General features: G+C 35.5%; 13 protein-coding genes and 2 riboswitches. Of the genes, 3 read left to right on the top strand and 10 right to left on the bottom strand.

The features are described 5' to 3' along the window. Positions 1-8: 8 nt before the first annotated feature. Complete coding sequence (gene metG / locus ACWPVO_RS00695; RefSeq protein ID WP_454205882.1) at positions 9-1,964, bottom strand: methionine--tRNA ligase; 1,956 nt, start codon at positions 1,962-1,964, stop codon at positions 9-11. 254 nt (positions 1,965-2,218) lie between these two features. Between metG and ACWPVO_RS00690 the strand changes: the two genes are divergently transcribed. Next, positions 2,219-3,208 carry a YeiH family protein gene (locus ACWPVO_RS00690; RefSeq protein ID WP_270674653.1) on the top strand — a complete coding sequence of 330 codons (990 nt, stop codon included), beginning with the start codon at positions 2,219-2,221 and terminating at the stop codon, positions 3,206-3,208. Between the two features lie 176 nt (positions 3,209-3,384). Here ACWPVO_RS00690 and ACWPVO_RS00685 read toward each other — a convergent pair whose 3' ends face one another. The 6 genes from ACWPVO_RS00685 to ACWPVO_RS00660 form a co-directional block, all read right to left on the bottom strand. Further along, positions 3,385-4,116 (bottom strand): amino acid ABC transporter ATP-binding protein, encoded by a 732-nt coding sequence (locus ACWPVO_RS00685; protein WP_454205879.1) that lies wholly within the window; start codon positions 4,114-4,116, stop codon positions 3,385-3,387. A 1-nt stretch (position 4,117) separates the two neighbouring features. Then, a complete protein-coding gene (locus ACWPVO_RS00680) occupies positions 4,118-4,888 on the bottom strand; it encodes an amino acid ABC transporter permease (protein WP_005957129.1) in 771 nt (256 codons plus the stop codon). A 16-nt stretch (positions 4,889-4,904) separates the two neighbouring features. Continuing rightward, positions 4,905-5,759: a transporter substrate-binding domain-containing protein gene (locus ACWPVO_RS00675; RefSeq protein ID WP_454205877.1), complete on the bottom strand. Its 855-nt coding sequence runs from the start codon at positions 5,757-5,759 to the stop codon at positions 4,905-4,907. A 106-nt stretch (positions 5,760-5,865) separates the two neighbouring features. Continuing rightward, positions 5,866-6,035, bottom strand: a riboswitch (Lysine riboswitch). A gap of 483 nt (positions 6,036-6,518) precedes the next feature. Further along, complete coding sequence (locus ACWPVO_RS00670; protein WP_454205875.1) at positions 6,519-8,240, bottom strand: S-layer homology domain-containing protein; 1,722 nt, start codon at positions 8,238-8,240, stop codon at positions 6,519-6,521. Positions 8,241-8,550: 310 nt separating this feature from the next. Beyond that, positions 8,551-11,133: an ATP-dependent chaperone ClpB gene (gene clpB / locus ACWPVO_RS00665; RefSeq protein WP_454205873.1), complete on the bottom strand. Its 2,583-nt coding sequence runs from the start codon at positions 11,131-11,133 to the stop codon at positions 8,551-8,553. Positions 11,134-11,176: 43 nt separating this feature from the next. After that, positions 11,177-12,097, bottom strand: coding sequence for a DnaJ domain-containing protein (locus ACWPVO_RS00660; protein WP_454205871.1), 921 nt, complete (start codon positions 12,095-12,097; stop codon positions 11,177-11,179). Between the two features lie 749 nt (positions 12,098-12,846). After that, positions 12,847-12,933: riboswitch (SAM riboswitch) on the top strand. Positions 12,934-13,001: 68 nt separating this feature from the next. Here ACWPVO_RS00660 and ACWPVO_RS00655 point away from each other — a divergent pair. After that, complete coding sequence (locus ACWPVO_RS00655; RefSeq protein ID WP_454205869.1) at positions 13,002-13,304, top strand: hypothetical protein; 303 nt, start codon at positions 13,002-13,004, stop codon at positions 13,302-13,304. Between the two features lie 185 nt (positions 13,305-13,489). Here ACWPVO_RS00655 and ACWPVO_RS00650 read toward each other — a convergent pair whose 3' ends face one another. Next, positions 13,490-14,842, bottom strand: coding sequence for a hemolysin family protein (locus tag ACWPVO_RS00650; protein WP_195444777.1), 1,353 nt, complete (start codon positions 14,840-14,842; stop codon positions 13,490-13,492). A 159-nt stretch (positions 14,843-15,001) separates the two neighbouring features. Here ACWPVO_RS00650 and ACWPVO_RS00645 point away from each other — a divergent pair, with 159 nt between their 5' ends. After that, complete coding sequence (locus ACWPVO_RS00645) at positions 15,002-15,610, top strand: DUF4230 domain-containing protein (RefSeq protein WP_454205866.1); 609 nt, start codon at positions 15,002-15,004, stop codon at positions 15,608-15,610. A gap of 52 nt (positions 15,611-15,662) precedes the next feature. Here ACWPVO_RS00645 and ACWPVO_RS00640 read toward each other — a convergent pair whose 3' ends face one another. Further along, positions 15,663-16,289, bottom strand: a complete 627-nt coding sequence (locus tag ACWPVO_RS00640) for a cytidylate kinase-like family protein (protein ID WP_454205864.1) — start codon at positions 16,287-16,289, stop codon at positions 15,663-15,665. A gap of 73 nt (positions 16,290-16,362) precedes the next feature. After that, positions 16,363-17,280, bottom strand: a complete 918-nt coding sequence (locus ACWPVO_RS00635; RefSeq protein ID WP_454205862.1) for a DMT family transporter — start codon at positions 17,278-17,280, stop codon at positions 16,363-16,365. Positions 17,281-17,339 lie beyond the last annotated feature (59 nt).

The following is a 17,339-nucleotide window of genomic DNA, read 5'->3' as shown; positions in this document are numbered from 1 at the left end:
CTTTTCTCCTAACTAATTTTTGCTCCTGATTTAAGGTCGGCTAAAGTTGATGCAAGGCTTAGGTTCTTTTCATCGTCTTCTGCTGCAAGAATCATTCCCTTGGATTCAATTCCTCTTAACTTAATTGGCTTTAAGTTTACAATCATTAGGACCTTCTTGCCAATTAAATCTTCTTTCTTGTAGTGGTCTTTGATGCCAGAAACAACTTGTCTTTCCATGTCGCCAACTTTTAATTTTAATACAAAAAGTTTATCAGCCTTTGGATGGTCTTCTACATCAAGAACTTCAGCTACCCTTATATCAAGTTTGTCAAAATCATCTATAGTAACTTCTTCTTTTATATCTTCTTTTTCTTCCTTCTTTTCCTTCATAATTCTTGACTCTAATAGAGCTGTGTTTTCTTCATTAAATCTTTCGATTTCAGCTTCAATGTCAAGTCTTGGGAAGATGACTTCTCCCTTTCTAACCTTAGTATCATCAGGAAGTAGGCCAAAGACTCTTGAGTCTTCCCAAGAAACTTTTTCATCAAGACCAAGTTGTTCCCTAATCTTTAGAGAAGTTTCCTTAATAAATGGATAAATTAAAACAGAAACAATTCTCAAACTTTCTGCCAAGTTATATAAAACAGTGTTTAGTCTGTCCTTCTTGTCTTCGTCCTTTGCAAGCTTCCAAGGTTCAGTTTCGTCAACATACTTGTTAGTCCTTCTAATTAGCTTCCAAATTGCTTCTAGGGCAACAGAAAATTCATAGTGTTCCATTGCTTTTTCAACCTTATCTACAACAGACACTGCAAGATTTTCTAAGTCATCATCAAGGTCTTCTCTAACGCCCATGTCTTTGATGACTCCGTCGTTGTACTTGCCAATCATAGAAACAGTTCTTGAAAGTAGGTTGCCAAGGTCGTTTGCTAAGTCAGAGTTAAGTCTTTGCATGAATTTTTCTATGTTAAAGGATCCATCAGAACCAAAGGAGAATTCACGAAGTAGGAAGTACTTAAGAGCATCAACTCCGTAAAGCTTGATAATTGGTTCAGGGTAAATAACATTTCCCTTAGACTTACTCATCTTGTCGTTGTCAAATAAAATCCAGCCGTGACCAAATACCTTGTCAGGTAGAGGTAGGTCAAGAGCCATTAAGATTGCCGGCCAAATAATAACGTGGAATCTTATGATTTCCTTTCCAACGAAGTGGACACCTGCTGGCCAGTAGTCATTAAATTTTTCTTTATCGGTTCCATATCCAATTGCAGTCAAGTAGCAAGTTAGGGCATCAATCCAAACGTAGACAACGTGCTTAGGATCAAAGGGAACCTTAACTCCCCAGTCAAAAGTTGATCTTGAAACAGAAAGATCTTCAAGTCCGCTTTCTCCTTCAAAGAAGTTTTTAACCATTTCATTTTTTCTAAAGGCTGGCTCAATAAACTCAGGGTGGTCTTCATAATATTTTAAAAGTCTGTCCTTGTATTTAGAAAGTCTAAAGAAGTAGGACTCTTCATTAGTAAGTTCAGTTGATCTGCCACAGTCAGGACAAGTGTGACCTTCGCCTAGTTGGGCTTCAGTCCAGAAAGACTCACAAGGCTTACAGTAGTAACCCTTATATTCACCCTTGTAGATGTCGCCTTTGTCGTAAAGTTTTTGGAAGATTTCTTGAACGTCCTTTTCGTGGTCTTCATCAGTTGATCTAACAAAGTAATCGTAATCAATATCCATGATTTCCCAAAGCTTCTTTATGTTCTTAACAATTCCATCAACATAAGCCTTTGGCTCCATGCCAAATTCCTTAGCCTTATCTTCTATCTTTTGGCCGTGTTCATCAGTACCAGTAGTGAAGAAAACATCATAGCCTTGCATTGTCTTAAATCTCTTAACGCAATCAACTGCCACAGTACAATAAGTGTGACCAATGTGAAGATTATCACTTGGATAGTAAATTGGCGTTGTAACATAAAATTTTTTATTACTCATAAAACCTCCATAAAAAAACCCAATCCACTGGGATAAGGCCTTGGCATAATCTGTCAATATTCCGATAAATTTCTACATATTATTAGAATAATTATAACTGAATAAGATCATAAAATCAATTTCATGGTCTAATTTATCAACTTCCACTTAGCTATAAAAAATAATTTTTTTCTGCCAAATTTTTTATCTTGATGTATAATAGATACTTGTTTCATAAGATATTTTTAAACATAAATTTTTATCAGGGGGTTATTATGAATAAAAACATATTTAAGGGCCTAATTTTCTCTGGCCTTATTGCTGTTTTTGCCTACTTCTTGGGCAAGAACTTTCCAGTTGTTGGTGGACCAGTCTTTGGTATCCTACTTGGAATCATTTTGAATAATTTTAAAAGACCGGAGTCCTTTGAGGCTGGAATTAAATTTACATCTAAAAAAGTTTTGCAATACGCTGTAATTCTTTTGGGTTTTGGATTAAACCTTAGTGAAATAATTGTTGTTGGTCAGTCATCACTTTTAATTATTCTCTCAACAATTTCTACTGCCTTAATTATTTCTTTTGTTGTTGCAAAAATTCTTAAGATTGATACCAACATTGCAACTCTTGTTGGCGTTGGATCATCAATTTGCGGTGGTTCTGCTATTGCTGCAACTGCACCTGTTATTAATGCAAAGGATGAGGACGTTGCAACTTCAATTTCTGTTATATTTTTGTTTAACATCATCGCCGCTCTTATCTTCCCAACTCTTGGGGTTAAGCTTGGCATGACTCACACAGGCTTTGGCATGTGGGCAGGGACTGCTATTAACGACACATCTTCTGTTGTTGCTGCAAGTGGAACTTGGTCTACAATGTTTAACGACGACACAGCTCTTAACTACGCAACAATTGTTAAGCTAACAAGAACTCTTGCAATTATCCCAATCACTCTTGTGCTTGGAATAATTAAGTCAAAGGAAAACACTGAGAAGGTTAGTGTTTTAAAAACTTTCCCAACTTTTATTTTGTTCTTCCTTCTTGCATCAATTGTTACAACTTTCCTTCCACTTCCTGACTCCTTCTTGTCAACAATGAAGTTCTTGTCAAAGTTCTTTATCATCATGGCAATGTCAGCAATTGGTCTTAACACTGATATTAAAAAATTAATTTCTCAAGGTGGCAAGGCAATTATTGAAGGAGCCCTTTGCTGGATAGGAATTATTTTTGTCAGCTTGTTGATGCAACACCTACTTCACATTTGGTAAGATTTTTAAAATTAATAATATGTAAGCTAGCAGTCATTAATTGGCTGCTATTTTTTTGTAAATTTTTTCTGTGAGATAAGTGCTTATAAAATTTAAAAAATCTTAAAGCTACACTTTTAACGCAAGCGACAAGACCAAAAAAGTCAAAAAAATAAAGGCCCTCTCGAGCCTTCTTTTTATAAAACCATGGACAAAAATTCCTTTGCCCTTTGTGTCTTTGGATTTGTGAAAAATTCTTTTGAGTCTTCGCCTTCTGCTATGACTCCCTTGTCCATAAAGAGGACCCTGTTGGATACATCTCTTGCAAAGCCCATCTCGTGAGTTACAACAAGCATTGTAAGTCCTTCTTCTGCCAAGTCCCTCATAACATTTAGGACTTCCTTAACCATCTCTGGGTCAAGAGCCGATGTTGGCTCGTCAAAAAGCAGAACTTCTGGGCTCATAGCAAGTGATCTTGCTATTGCCACCCTTTGCTTTTGTCCACCAGATAGGGATGTTGGCCTTGCGTCCCTAAAGGGATACATGCCAACTTTTTCAAGGAACTTGTCTGCAATCTTAACTGCCTCATCACGAGACCTCTTTAGGACCTTAACTTGTCCTATGACGCAGTTTTCAAGAACAGTCATGTTGTTAAAGAGGTTAAAGGATTGAAAAACCATTCCCACCTTAGTCCTGTAATTATTAATAGAAGATTTTTCTTCTAACATGTTCTCTCCATGGTATCTTATTTCACCAGAGTCTGGCTCTTCTAAGAGGTTGATACACCTAAGTAGGGTTGACTTACCTGATCCAGATGAACCAATTATTGAAACAACTTCGCCCTTTTGGACTGTAAAATTTATTCCCTTTAAAACTTCATTTTCTCCAAAACTTTTTTCCAAGTTCTCTATTTCAAAAATATTGGCCATCTCACACCTCTTCCTTTACTTCTATAACTTCTGCTGTTGATTGAGATCCGTAAATCTTGTAAGTTCCATCTCCGTCTAATTTCTTTTCAACAAGCTTCATTGCTTGACTCACGCTTATTGTTAAGAATAGATAAATCAAAGCTGTTATAAAGAAAACTTCGAAATATCTTAAATAAGTTCCTGCAGCTGACTTTGAAATGAAAAATAATTCTGAAACAGAAATTACGTTAAGAACTGAAGAGTCCTTGATGTTTACAATAAATTCATTGCCAACTGATGGGATAATATTTCTCACAGCTTGAGGAAGGACAACTTCTGTCATTGTTTGCCAATGAGTCATTCCTATAGATAGGGCTCCTTCAGTTTGTCCCCTGTCTACAGAAATAATTCCACCTCTTATTATCTCTGCCATATAAGCTCCTGTGTTAACAGAAACTATAATTAGGGCTGAAGGCATAGCCGCCATGTTTAAATTAAAATATTGAAGGGATCCATAATAAAACATCATGGCTTGTACCATCATTGGAGTTCCCCTAATAACTTGGATATAAATGCTAATAATTACATTTAAAATCTTTAGGCCCACCCTCTTAAAGGCAGATGACTTTTTATTTACTTTTGTTGTTCTTACTATTGCGATTAAAAGACCTATTAAAAAACCAATTAAAGTACCCACAACGGCAATTATAATTGTATTAATAGTCCCCTCAACAAAGAGGGGGCCATATTCTTTTAATAAAAATCCAATCCATCCAAAAAAACTACTTGGCATATTTATCTCCTATATCTTATTCACCTAGTGGTTGGTTAGCCACAGCTTCTTCCATTATTTTTTGTCTTTCATCTTCAGGGATTTTTGAAAGAGCAGCGTTTACTTGGTCAAGAAGTTCTGTGTTACCTTTTTTAACTCCTACTGCAATTGATGTATCTTCAACAGAAGTTTTGAATCCATTACCTTCAGAGAATTCAACAAATGTTAAGTCGTCATTTGCTGCTACTGCTGATAGGGCTCCTGGTCTTTCAGAAACATATCCGTCAATCTTTCCACTTCTAAGAGCAACGATCATTGCTGGGAAAGTTTCAAGAGCAGTTGATTTATTTACGCCTTCTATTTGATCAATGACATCGTAGTGGAAAGTGTTAAGTTGACCAGTGATATTTGCTCCCTTAAAATCATTTATGCTCTTTGCATTAACATAAGGGGAATCTTTTTTAACAACAATTACAAGGTCTGATGTGTAGTAAGTTTCTGAGAAGTCAAGAGTTTCCTTTCTTTCTGCAGTTGGGCTCATACCTGCTATGATAAGATCAATTTTTCCAGATGTAATAGCTGGAGTAAGACCATTCCATTCAGTTTTTACAATTTCAAGTTTTTTGTTCATTGATTCAGCAATTTTCTTTGCGATTTCAACGTCATATCCACCAGCGTAGCCACCTGCTGCAATCTTGTAGCCGTGTTCTTCACCAGTTTGTGTCCAGTTAAATGGAGCGTAGTCACATTCCATACCAACCCTTAGTGTGTCTGAGTCAGCCGGTGCTGCAGCTGATCCCCCATCACCCTTTGGGTTACAAGCTGTTAAAAGCATTGTACCTGCTATTGCTCCTACTAGTAGTAATCTTCTTGCGTTTCTTCTTAAATTCATGATATACCTCCGTAAAATTCTTCGGTAACTATCAAAAAGTAATAAAAAAACAGTTTGGGAAATCCAAACTGTTAAAATGTCTAAATATGTAAAGACAAAGTATTTAACCTTAGATAGCTCCCCACTAAATCGTGACAGTCATGCAAATATTGTTTGCATGCCCAGCATATTATCTGTTACCAATAATATACTTCGGCGAAATTCCCTTTCATCTCCCTTCACTGCATGGTCTTGCTCTGAGAGATTACTGATAAATCCCGCGCCTCTATCGTATTTTTCAATACACTTTATTTAATTGTTTCATCAATTATATAAGGGAGATTTTTAAAAGTCAAGGACAATTTTCATTTTCTTAAAAGATTATTTTAAAACTTTAAGTCTTTTATGATTTTAAAAAGTCCCCTGTCCCCATCAAGTACGAGCTTAAACTGGCTTAAGATTTTTAAAAAATAATTTGTAAAATTTTTAAATTTTTCTCTAAGTCCATAGGATTTTATGAAGTCATAAACTTTTAAGACTTAATAATTTATGAAAAAGTCAGCAAGTATTGCGACCTCAAAAATTTTTATAAAGTCAGCAAGTCTTATGAGTTAATAATTTCTTATGAGTTAATAATTTCTTATAAAGTCATTAAGTCTTATGGGTTCACAAAATTTTATAAAGTCATTAAGTCTTACAAGCTCACAAACTTTCATAAACTAAAAAATAATCGACAGGCAATAAAAAAAGGCTCCCCTCAGGGAGCCCTCAAAATTTTATTTATTTCCACATGTCAACTTCAGAAGTTGAGTTTAGTCTTTCTCTATTGTGAGTGTTTGCTGCGTCAAGAATGTTGTAGTAAGCCCAGAATCCTTCATTAACGTCAGAGAACTTGTTAAGTGATGAAGTGTTCACATTGTTAAGTGAGCTCTTGTTTGTATTTCTGTTAAATACAGAGTTTAGGATTGTAACAGCTTCTGCTCTTGTAATCTTAGCATTTGGTTTGAAGCTTCCATCTGGATAACCATTAACATTTTTGTTGCCATAAAGTTTGTCAATTGCATCCTTTGCCCAGTGGTCTTTAACATCTTTGAAGTCTGATGTGCTAGCTTTTTCATTTTTAACGTAGCCAGAAATCATTTGTGCAAATTCTGCTCTTGTAATGCTTTCATTTGGTTTAAATGTTCCATTAGGGTAACCAGAGATTAGTCCCTTGCCAACAACATAATTGATTGCCTTTGAGTACCAATCATCGCTTGCATCGGAGAATTTTGTAGCTTGGCTTGTACCAAAGTTTGTTCCACCATTTAGAAGTGTAGCAAACATTTGAGCTGCTTCTGCTCTTGTTACATTTGCTTGTGGCTTAAATGTTCCATCTGGATATCCCTTGATGTAAGCAATTGCCTTAACTTCTTCTACTGCATTCTTTGTTACCTTGTATTCAATCTTAGTGATGTTTTTGTCCTTATCTCTTGCTTCAATTTTAATTGTTTCGCCATTGATTAGGGCTCTGTCTAAGAAAGCTGTAAATACGCCAGCGTTGTTTACATAAGTGTTAGAGATTTTCTTTCCATTTGCATCGTAAACTGTGATTTCATCATCAGTGTTTGCAGTACCCTTTACAATTTTTTGTCCTTCAAGAGCTTCTGTAACTTTGAATTTTTTGTTTTCAACAGTTTTTGCATCTGTGTAGAATCTTAAGTTGTCAAGATCTCTTGTTTCAATGCTCTTGTTAAGAGTAAGTGTGAATTTTCCATCCTTGTCTGCTCTAACTGTGCCAAGTTTTTCTCCTTCAAGGTAAACTGTGATGAAGTCAAAAGCATGACCCTTAACTTTTCCTGTTAGAACCCTTCCAAAAATACTTAATTCACTAGCGTCAATTCTTGTTCCCTTGATATTTTTGTAGTTGTCATTTTTGATTTCTCTTTCTGCTGATTCATATCTACCATCTACTGCCTTTACTGAGTAAGTTTCTCCTTCTTTAAGATTTACACTAATCTTGAAGTCTCCTCTGTCATCTGCTCTTCCTATTCTTTCATAGCTATAGTAAGATCCGTATCCATATCTTGAGTTTGCAAGCTTAATATAAATATCAGCCTTTGATGAAGTGTATCCTGTTAAATAAGTTCCATCGTATTTAAGATTTGAAAGAGAAAGTCTTTCTCTTTGTCTTCTTTCTTCAGCCTTTTCTTTTTCTTCTTTTTCTTTTCTTAATCTATCAGCTTCTTCTTTAGCCTTTTGAGCATCTTCTTTTGCTTTTTCAGCTTCTTTCTTTGCCTTTTCAGTTTCCTTTTGAGCTTCTTTTACCTTATCAGAATCACTTCCTGAACCTTGATCTGCAGCTCCTTTTCCTGTTTTATTTTCTGGATTTGTATCTGTTACTTTTGCATCTTTTCCTGCATTTGGATCAGCTGGTCCTTTTGCGAAGGCAGTTGCTGGGATTGATGCCGCTAGCACTCCTGCTAGAGCAAGTGTTAAATATTTTTTGCTATATGGTTTCATAAAATTTCCTCCTAAATCAAAATATAAAATATATTTATACTTCTTATTTCATACTATGTTACTGAGTTTAAATCTATTTTGTGATAAAAAAGTGATAATTTAGAGGTTTTTAAAGTATTTAATTTTTTCTTAATAATTTGTCATTAAAGAGAAATAAATTTTTCCATCAACAAAAGTAATAAAAAACAAAAAGTTTCAACTCATCGCTTCAAAATAAAAATTTGTAATCATTAATCAACTTGAAAAAATACTCCCTAGCTCATCACAAAAATTTTAAAAATTAAGGACCTGCCTAAGCAAGTCCATAAATTTATTTTACTTTGACAGACAAGTCGTCTGCTTCTACTTCAACTACAATTGTGTCGCCGTCCATTACGTCTCCCCTAATTATCATCTTAGAAATAATAGTTTCAAGCTTGTGAGAGATGTATCTCTTAACAGGTCTTGCACCATATTGTGGACTAAAGGATGCATTCAAGATAAAGTCCAAAGCTCCATCTGTAACTTCGATGTGGATGTCTCTGTCTGCAAGTCTCTTTTCAACTTCGGCAATACTTTGTTTGATGATGCCATAAATTTCACTCTTTTGAAGTGGTTTGAATAGGACAATTTCATCAACCCTGTTTAAGAACTCTGGCCTAAAGGATGCCCTCAAGTCAGCCATTACATTTTCTCTCGCATCTTCTTTAATCTTGCCATCTTCATCAATGCCGTCAATTAAGAAGTGAGATCCAATGTTTGATGTCATTATAATAACTGTGTTTTTAAAGTCCACAGTCCTTCCTTGGTTGTCAGTAAGTCTACCGTCATCAAGAACTTGTAACAAGATGTTAAATACATCTGGGTGGGCCTTTTCGATTTCATCAAATAGTATTACTGAGTATGGTTTTCTTCTTACTGCTTCAGTAAGTTGTCCGCCTTCATCGTAACCTACATATCCTGGAGGGGATCCAACAAGTCTTGACACAGAGTGTTTTTCCATGTACTCGGACATGTCAATCCTTATTAGGTTTCTCTCGTCATCGAAAAGTGTTTCAGTGAGTGCCTTGGCTGTTTCAGTTTTACCAACTCCAGTTGGTCCTAAGAAGATAAAAGAACCTATTGGTTTGTTTTTATCTTTAAGTCCAGCTCTTGCTCTTAAAACTGCATCTGACACAAGTTCAATAGCCTTGTCTTGACCTATTACCCTCTTGTGGAGGATGTCTTCAAGACCTAACAACTTATCTCTTTCAGTCTTATTTAATTTTTCAACAGGGATTCCTGTCCACCTGCTAACTACATAGGCGATTTCATCTTCTGTGACTTCTTCCTTCACCATAGATGATTCATCTTTTGTAGATGCTTTTTCTCTAGCTGCAAGTTCATCTTTTAACTTTGGAAGAGTTCCGTATTTTAATTCAGAAAGTCTTTCAAGGTCGTAGTTTCTTTCAGCTTCTTCAATGGCGTGGTTAGTATCTTCGATTTTCTTCTTGATGTCCTTTGTGGAGTCAAGTTCCTTCTTTTCTGCTTCCCACTTAGATTTTAACCTGTCAAACTCTGCCTTTTCTTCAGAAAGTTCTCCTTGAAGTTTTTTAAGTCTTTCAGCACTTGCTTCATCAGTTTCCTTTTTAAGGGCTTGGTTTTCAATTTCAAGTTGCAAGATTTTTCTTCTAACTTCATCAATCTCTGTTGGCATTGAGTCGATTTCTGTCCTAAGCATTGCACAAGCTTCGTCCATTAAGTCGATTGCCTTATCTGGCAAGAACCTGTCAGTGATATACCTATCAGATAAAGTTGCCGCAGCTATAACTGCTGAGTCAGAGATCCTAATTCCGTGGTAGATTTCATATTTATCTTTTAGTCCACGAAGGATTGCAATAGTATCTTCAACACTTGGTTCCTTTACCATAACCTTTTGGAATCTTCTTTCAAGGGCAGGATCCTTTTCGATGTACTTCCTGTACTCGTCAAGAGTTGTTGCCCCAATAGCGTGAAGTTCACCACGAGCAAGCATTGGCTTTAAAAGGTTGGATGCATCCATTGCACCATCAGTCTTGCCTGCTCCCACAATGTTGTGGATTTCGTCGATAAATAAAATTATATCTCCATTAGATTTTAAGACTTCATTTAAAACAGCCTTTAATCTTTCTTCAAATTCACCACGATATTTTGCACCAGCAATTAGGGCACCCATATCAAGTGAAAAAACAGTTTTGTTTTTTAAGCCTTCTGGCACATCTTCAGAGACAATTCTTTGGGCAAGTCCACCAGCAATGGCAGTCTTACCAACTCCAGGAGGACCAATTAAAACTGGGTTGTTCTTAGTCCTACGAGAAAGAATCCTGATAACATTACGAACTTCTTCGTCACGACCAATAACTGGGTCAAGCTTACCTTCACGAGCAAGTTCAGTTAAATCTTGGCCGTACTTTTTAAGAGCGTCGTAAGTTCCCTCTGGATTATCAGTAGTTACGTGTTGGTTGCCCCTAATTTTTTTAAGGGCATTTAAAAATCCATCAGCATCGATCTTGTTCTTATTAAAGACAGAAGAAGAATCAGTTCCCTTCATATTCAATAGAGCAAGGTAGATGTGTTCAACAGAAAGGTAATCATCACCCATCTTCTTTTTAAAGTCCTCTGCCTTTTGGAAAAGTTCCCTATAAGAAGAGTCGGCATAAACTTCTGCACCTGATTGTTTTGGAAGTCTTTCAATAACCTTTAAGACGTCACCTTTCAACATATCAGGGTTTTTGTCCATATATGTCAAGACCCTAGGAATAAGGCCTTCCTTGTCATTTAAGAGGGCGTAGTTGATGTGAATTTCTTTTACCTCTGGATTGCCGTATTCCTTAGCAATATTATATGCACCTTGAACGGCTTCAAGGGATTTTTGAGTAAATTTGTCAAAATTCATATAAACACCTCATTTGTTCAATATATTTAATCAATTAAAATTGTTATTTACTTATTTTTTCTAATTCCTTATATAATTTTTCTTGTTCTTCAGTTAAATCTTTAGGATTTACAATATTAAAGACCACGTAGAGGTCTCCTAGGTTTCCCCTAAGGTCCTTAAAGCCCTTAGAAGAAATCCTCATCTTGTTGCCACCAACAAAGCCTTGAGGAATCTTTAACTTCAACTTGCCACTAAGAGTTTCCACAGTCTTAGAAGAGCCAAGAGCAGCTTCCCATGGATAGATGTTAACAGTCCTTGTCACATCAAGCCCATCTAGGACAAGATTTTTTTCGTCCTTGATGTTGATCTTGAACAAGATATCTCCGGGAAGACCAAACTTTTCTCCCCTGACCTTGACCTTCTTGCCCCTAGTGATTCCAGCAGGGACTTTGACAGCAACATCATATTCCTTTTGCTTGTAAGTTAGGGAAACATTCTTTGTCACACCTTCAAAGGCTTCTTTGATAGAAATAGAAAGTTCAGATTCAAACTTATTTCTAGCCTTCTTTTGAGACCTTCCCCTTCCCTTAGAAGAGAAATCTCCGAAGATATCATTTATGTTAAAGCCACCGGAGAAATTGCCACCAGACTTAGAAGAACCAAAAATTGTTTCAAAGAAGTCTGAGAAATCTGCACCGCTTCCTCCTGTGGTATAAGTGTAACCATATTGAGAAGGGTCGAAATCATAACCAGATGAAAAATCATAATTAGATCCAAAAGTATCATATTTTTTTCTCTTGTCGGGATCCGATAAGACCTCGTAGGCCTCAGAGACTTCCTTAAATTTTTCTGCAGCTGCCTCGTCGCCTTGATTGACGTCGGGATGATATTTCTTCGCAAGCTTCCTATAAGCCTTCTTTATCTCCTTTTCATCTGCATCTTTAGAAACTCCAAGGATTTCATAATAATCTTTGTATTTCAAAATGTAACCTCCCCATATATATAAACATTTAATCTCTCTCTAATTATATCCCAATAAAAAATATTGCAACATAATAGAAATTAATTAAATGGATTTAAAATTAAGACTTTTATTTAATTTCCGTTTCCGTGAAATTAAAATAAAAATCATAGTCAAATTTAGTTTGACTATCTTTGACTATCTAAATTATACAACATCATTAGCACTCTTGCAAGTAGTCTGCTAATTTATTTTTAAAAATTTTTTATCCTTTATAAAGTTACGAAAATCTAGGAAGTTATGGGGATTTACAAAGTCGTAAAAACTTGTGGACTCGTAAAAAATTGCAAAGTCATGAGAAACTACAAAGTTATAGATATCAAATAAGTTGTAATAAACTAGGAAGCCATAGAATAATGCGAAGTCATAAAAATCTATAAACTCATAAAAATCTGTTAAGTCATAAACTTAAATCGAGTCATATAAGCTTACGAAGTCGTAAATACTTATAAAGTCATGAATATTCATTAAGAAAGAAAAACTTAACAAGCTTATCAAATAAAATTTTTTTAATTTCACAAAATATTTTTAAAATTTTTATTGTCTTATTCGTGTTACTATGTTAAACTGATAACAGATTATTTAATACACTTTTTTAATTAAATTCCTTTTTACTCGCCGAGATTGTCTCGGCAATTTTTTTGCCCTTTTTTAAGTCAATTTAAAATTAATTCCATTTGTATATCATTTGTAAAAATGATAAAATGAACTTACCATAAAGAGAAGGCGAGAGACAAGCTCATCGACCCTTCAGCAACCTACCATGAGGCAAGGTGCTAATGCTTGTATGATGGATACATATTAATCTTGCATCCATCTTTCGATGGGTGCTTTTTTCTTCTCTAAATTTAAAGGAGGAGTTTATATGTTAATGGAAGTTTATTATGAACATTATCGAGAAAATTGTAAGGGTGCTTATTGGGAAGAACCCATTTCTATTCCCTATGGAGTTTATGATAGGGATAGGAAGGCTAGGAACTCATTTTATGGCTACTTAACATCTAAGGGTTTTAAGTGTGTCACTTGGAACAATGATTATCCCCTTATACTTGTCAACACAGAGCTTAAACGCTTTGGTCTAATCTACCTTGCCTGCGCTCATAAGTGCGTAGACTCTAGAAAATATACAATACAAGAGTTCAAGGATGAGGTTCTAAACATTAAATAAAGTTTTTTATTCATCTCCTAAGCCTATATGATTTTTATGAGTCAAAACTTGTTTTGAGACGACATTGTTTTATGAGTGGGCATAAAGATAAAAAGAGAGGAAGTAAATAATCTACTTCCTCTTTTCACTCTTTAATATTAAAATACCCCTAGTTCTTCTGGACCTAGGGGCATTTTTTTTATTTTTTATGAATTGAATTCTTTGTATTCTCTTTTTGCTTCTTCTTGTTCCTCTGGTATTACTTTGATGCTGGCTTTTATTATTCTTTTTTCTGCTACTGCTAGCTCTGTCAAGATGCAGCCGCCTGCCTTGACGCTAAGTTTTTTCTTTTGTTTTTCATCTGGTATAAAGCCAAGCTTTTCTATTATCAAGCCAGAGATTGTTTCGTGGTTTTCTGAATATAGGGATAGGCCAAGGGCATCGTTTATGTCTTCTATGTCCATGGATCCGTCTACAATATATTCGTTTTCGCCAATTTTTTCTACGCTGTGGTCTTCCTTGTCGTACTCGTCTTCGATTTCTCCAACTATTTCTTCTACTATGTCTTCTACTGTTACCATGCCCGAGAAGCCTCCATACTCGTCTATTAGGATTGCTACGTAGTTTTTGGATGCTTGAAGTTCTTTTAGAAGCATGTCAATTTTTTTGGTTTCTGGTACATAGTAAGGGGACTTGATACAGTTGTCCAAGTTTATGGACTCGTAATCATTTTTTGCGTATTCAACAAAGAGGTCCTTGATGTAAACTGTTCCCAGGATGTTGTCTGTGTTCTCACGATAGACCGGCATCCTTGAGTAACCCATCTTCAAGACTTCTGTTATTGTTTCTGTTGTGAACTCGTCGTAGTCTAACATGTAAATGGATGTCCTTGGTGTCATGATTTCATATGCCAACTTGTCGTCAAAGTCCATTATGTTAACTATCATTTCTTCCCCAGCTGAGTTGATTACTCCTTGTTGGGTTGAAACTTTTATATAGGATTTTAATTCTTCTTCTGAAATTTTTTCTTCTACGTCCTCTGAATATTTTCCCATAATCTTTAATACTATTACTGTTGAAACTGATAGTAATTTTACAAAGGGATAAAATATTTTTGAGGCAAAGGCAATTGCACCTGATGATTTGAGGGCAACTTTTTCTGAATTTTGTAGGGCAATTCTCTTTGGCACTAGCTCTCCAAAAACAAGTGTTATATAGGATAGGGCAAGAGTCACCAAAATAAAGGCTACTGTCCCACCATAAGGTATCCCGTATCCTCTTAAAAATTCTCCAAATACTTTTGAGATAGAAGTAGCTGCAGATCCAGATGAGAAAAATCCTGCCAAGGTTATTGCAACTTGGATTGTGGATAAAAATCTCGTTTGATCTTCTGAGATATCTAAAAGAGTCTTTGCTCTCTTGTCTCCATCTTCTGCCATTTCTTTTATCTTGTTGTTGTTTACTGAAACCATTGCCATTTCAGCTGACGCAAAAAATGCGTTAATGCTTGTAAGTATTGCTATTAATATGAGCTTAGCCCACAAGGCGCCATCGTCCATAAAATCTTCCTCCATTATCTTTTTGATTAATTATATCAAAGAATTTATATTTGTGACAATAAAATAATTAATCTTATCAAGCTTTTTAGCTAATTTCTAAGGTTTAAGAATTTCCTCCTGTGGTATGAATTATTTATAAACTAAGATTGGAGGTCTTGAATGAAAAAATTAAAAAAAAGCTTGTTTATAATTTTACTTATTGGTCTCGCCCTCTTTGCTGCCTTCTTCTATGGCAAGAGGCAAATGAAAAGCGAGATGGAGCCAGAGATTACTTCTAGCTTAATTTACAACAAGTTGGTTTCTGCCAAGGAGCTGACTACTTTAAAGTACCACTACACAAACATGGGCCACTTTGAAAATCAAAATACCTTTTACGGTTACAAGGTCCCCTTCACTTCTAAGGAGTTTATTGTTTCCTACGAGGGACTTATCAATGCTGGCATAGATCTTGATAAGATTAAGGTTGATGTTGGCGACAAATCTATTGAGATAAAAATTCCACCAGCAGAAATTTTGAGCCACGAAATTTATGAGGACTCATTAAAGGTTTATGACGAGAGGGAATCTATTTTTAACAGGATTGACATCGAGGACTACAACGACTTCTCCAAGGATCAAAAGACAGAAGTGGAAAAGAGGGCAATAAAAAAAGGCCTCTTAAAGGAAGCCGATGAAGAATCAAAGAAAGCAATCCAAGAAATTCTTGGGGCAGACACAATTTTAAGCAAGTACGACATAAAAATCATAAGAGACGAAAATTTAAAATGAAAAAAAGGGCATTCACCACATGAGTTTGAATGTCCTTTTTGTTTCTTATTTCTTATTTTTTATTTTGTGCCAAGTTTATTATTTGGTCTGCAATACTTTCAAAGTCAAAGGAAGATGAGTTTATCAAGATGTCGTAGTTGGCTGACTCGCCCCAAGTTCTTCCAGTGTTCCTGGAATAGTGGTTGGCACGTCTGTTGTTCTCACGAGTCATTTTTATCTCAAGCTTGTCCTTTTTAACCTTGTAAGTGTTTAGAATTCTTTCTTCTTTGAAGTCCTTTGATGCGTAGATAAATATTGACAGCTTTGGAAAGTCTTCCAAGACAAAGTCACTGCACTTGCCAAAGATCACAACTTTTTTCTTTTTTGCAAGCTCCCTAATTGTCCTTGAGTCTAAGAGGAAGGCTGCGTCGTCAACTGCTATGTCTTCTTGGGAGTATGAATAGTTTTGTCTATATAGGTCATAGATTGTTCCCTGCAAGAAGGAGTCATCTTTTTTTATTTCTTCAGGCTTTACCTTTTTCTCAAGGCTGGTAAGCTCTATAAGTTTTTCGTCATAAAATTCGTAATTTAATTTATCTGCAACTTTCTTGGCAATTTCATTTGCCCCAGATCCATATTCTCCATCAATTGTTATTAGTTTTTCTCCAGCTTTCTGGAAAATTTTTTTAAATAGTGACATATCTTCACCTCTCTTTAATTATACTCTAGCTTTGTGAAAATTTTTTTATTCTATTTAAAATTCTTGTGAAATTTTATCCCCTATTTAATTTTCTCTCTAGTCTTTTCTCAAGATAAGTTTCTATTGGGACTTGGGCAAATATAGTTGCCAGGAAAATTATTATAGCTCCAAAGATTTCTCTTTCCGTCATCTCTTGTGATAGGATAAGCCAACCAAAGAGGGCTCCAAAAACTGATTCAAGGGAGCAAATCATTGATGCAACAACTGGTTCTAGGTCCTTTAATGCCATTAGTTGAATAGTGAATCCAACCCCTGAGGACAAAATCCCTACATAGAGAATTGTAGCTTGAGATTTTAAAATTGCCTCCATACTTATGTCTTCAAGGACAAGGGCTCCCACTAAAGATATGACTCCACAAACTGCAAACTGAACTAGGGAAACTAAAACTGCATTAGTATTAGTTGAGTACTTTGTCAGTAATAAAATGTGAATGGCAAAGACAAGGGCAGATAAAATTACAATTAAGTCTCCCCTATTTATCTTAAGTCCACCCTTGATAGACAAGAGGTAGGTCCCCACCATGGCTAGGAAGATACAAAGCATAATTTTTACACTTGGTCTTCTTCCAAAAAACAGTCCTATTACTGGAATAAAAACTATGTAGAGGGCTGTCAAAAAACTTGCCTTGGCAGCTGTTGTATAAATAAGAGAAACTTGTTGGAGGTTAATGGCTATTGTAAAAACCAGGCCACAAATACTTCCTCCCACAAGGGTCCTCTTCATGTCAAACTTTTCTTCTCTGTATGACGCTGACTTCATCATAAAAAATTTATAGGTTAGGTATAAAAATACAACTGCTACAAAACATCTTGAGGCAGTAAAAGAAAGGGGCCCTAAGTGTTCCATACCTGCTGCTTGTGCTACAAAGGCAAGTCCCCAGATTATTGCTGTTGCAAATAACATTATTGATGCTTTAAATTCTCTTTTCATTTTTACACCACCCAAAAAACACCAATTCAGAAGTTTAAGCCCAAATTGATGTTAAAATT

It is taken from the genome of Peptoniphilus sp. Marseille-Q6390, assembly GCF_965119475.1.
Note: the sequence above shows the minus strand (reverse complement) of the source record. Positions and strands in the feature narration are given on the sequence as shown.

What these genes read in the sequence shown, in the direction of transcription:
- metG (WP_454205882.1), bottom strand. Translation starts at nt 1,964, where the DNA reads ATGAGTAATAAAAAATTTTATGTTACAACGCCAATTTACTATCCAAGT.
- ACWPVO_RS00690 (WP_270674653.1), top strand. Translation starts at nt 2,219, where the DNA reads ATGAATAAAAACATATTTAAGGGCCTAATTTTCTCTGGCCTTATTGCT.
- ACWPVO_RS00685 (WP_454205879.1), bottom strand. Translation starts at nt 4,116, where the DNA reads ATGGCCAATATTTTTGAAATAGAGAACTTGGAAAAAAGTTTTGGAGAA.
- ACWPVO_RS00680 (WP_005957129.1), bottom strand. Translation starts at nt 4,888, where the DNA reads ATGCCAAGTAGTTTTTTTGGATGGATTGGATTTTTATTAAAAGAATAT.
- ACWPVO_RS00675 (WP_454205877.1), bottom strand. Translation starts at nt 5,759, where the DNA reads ATGAATTTAAGAAGAAACGCAAGAAGATTACTACTAGTAGGAGCAATA.
- ACWPVO_RS00670 (WP_454205875.1), bottom strand. Translation starts at nt 8,240, where the DNA reads ATGAAACCATATAGCAAAAAATATTTAACACTTGCTCTAGCAGGAGTG.
- clpB (WP_454205873.1), bottom strand. Translation starts at nt 11,133, where the DNA reads ATGAATTTTGACAAATTTACTCAAAAATCCCTTGAAGCCGTTCAAGGT.
- ACWPVO_RS00655 (WP_454205869.1), top strand. Translation starts at nt 13,002, where the DNA reads ATGTTAATGGAAGTTTATTATGAACATTATCGAGAAAATTGTAAGGGT.
- ACWPVO_RS00650 (WP_195444777.1), bottom strand. Translation starts at nt 14,842, where the DNA reads ATGGACGATGGCGCCTTGTGGGCTAAGCTCATATTAATAGCAATACTT.
- ACWPVO_RS00645 (WP_454205866.1), top strand. Translation starts at nt 15,002, where the DNA reads ATGAAAAAATTAAAAAAAAGCTTGTTTATAATTTTACTTATTGGTCTC.
- ACWPVO_RS00640 (WP_454205864.1), bottom strand. Translation starts at nt 16,289, where the DNA reads ATGTCACTATTTAAAAAAATTTTCCAGAAAGCTGGAGAAAAACTAATA.
- ACWPVO_RS00635 (WP_454205862.1), bottom strand. Translation starts at nt 17,280, where the DNA reads ATGAAAAGAGAATTTAAAGCATCAATAATGTTATTTGCAACAGCAATA.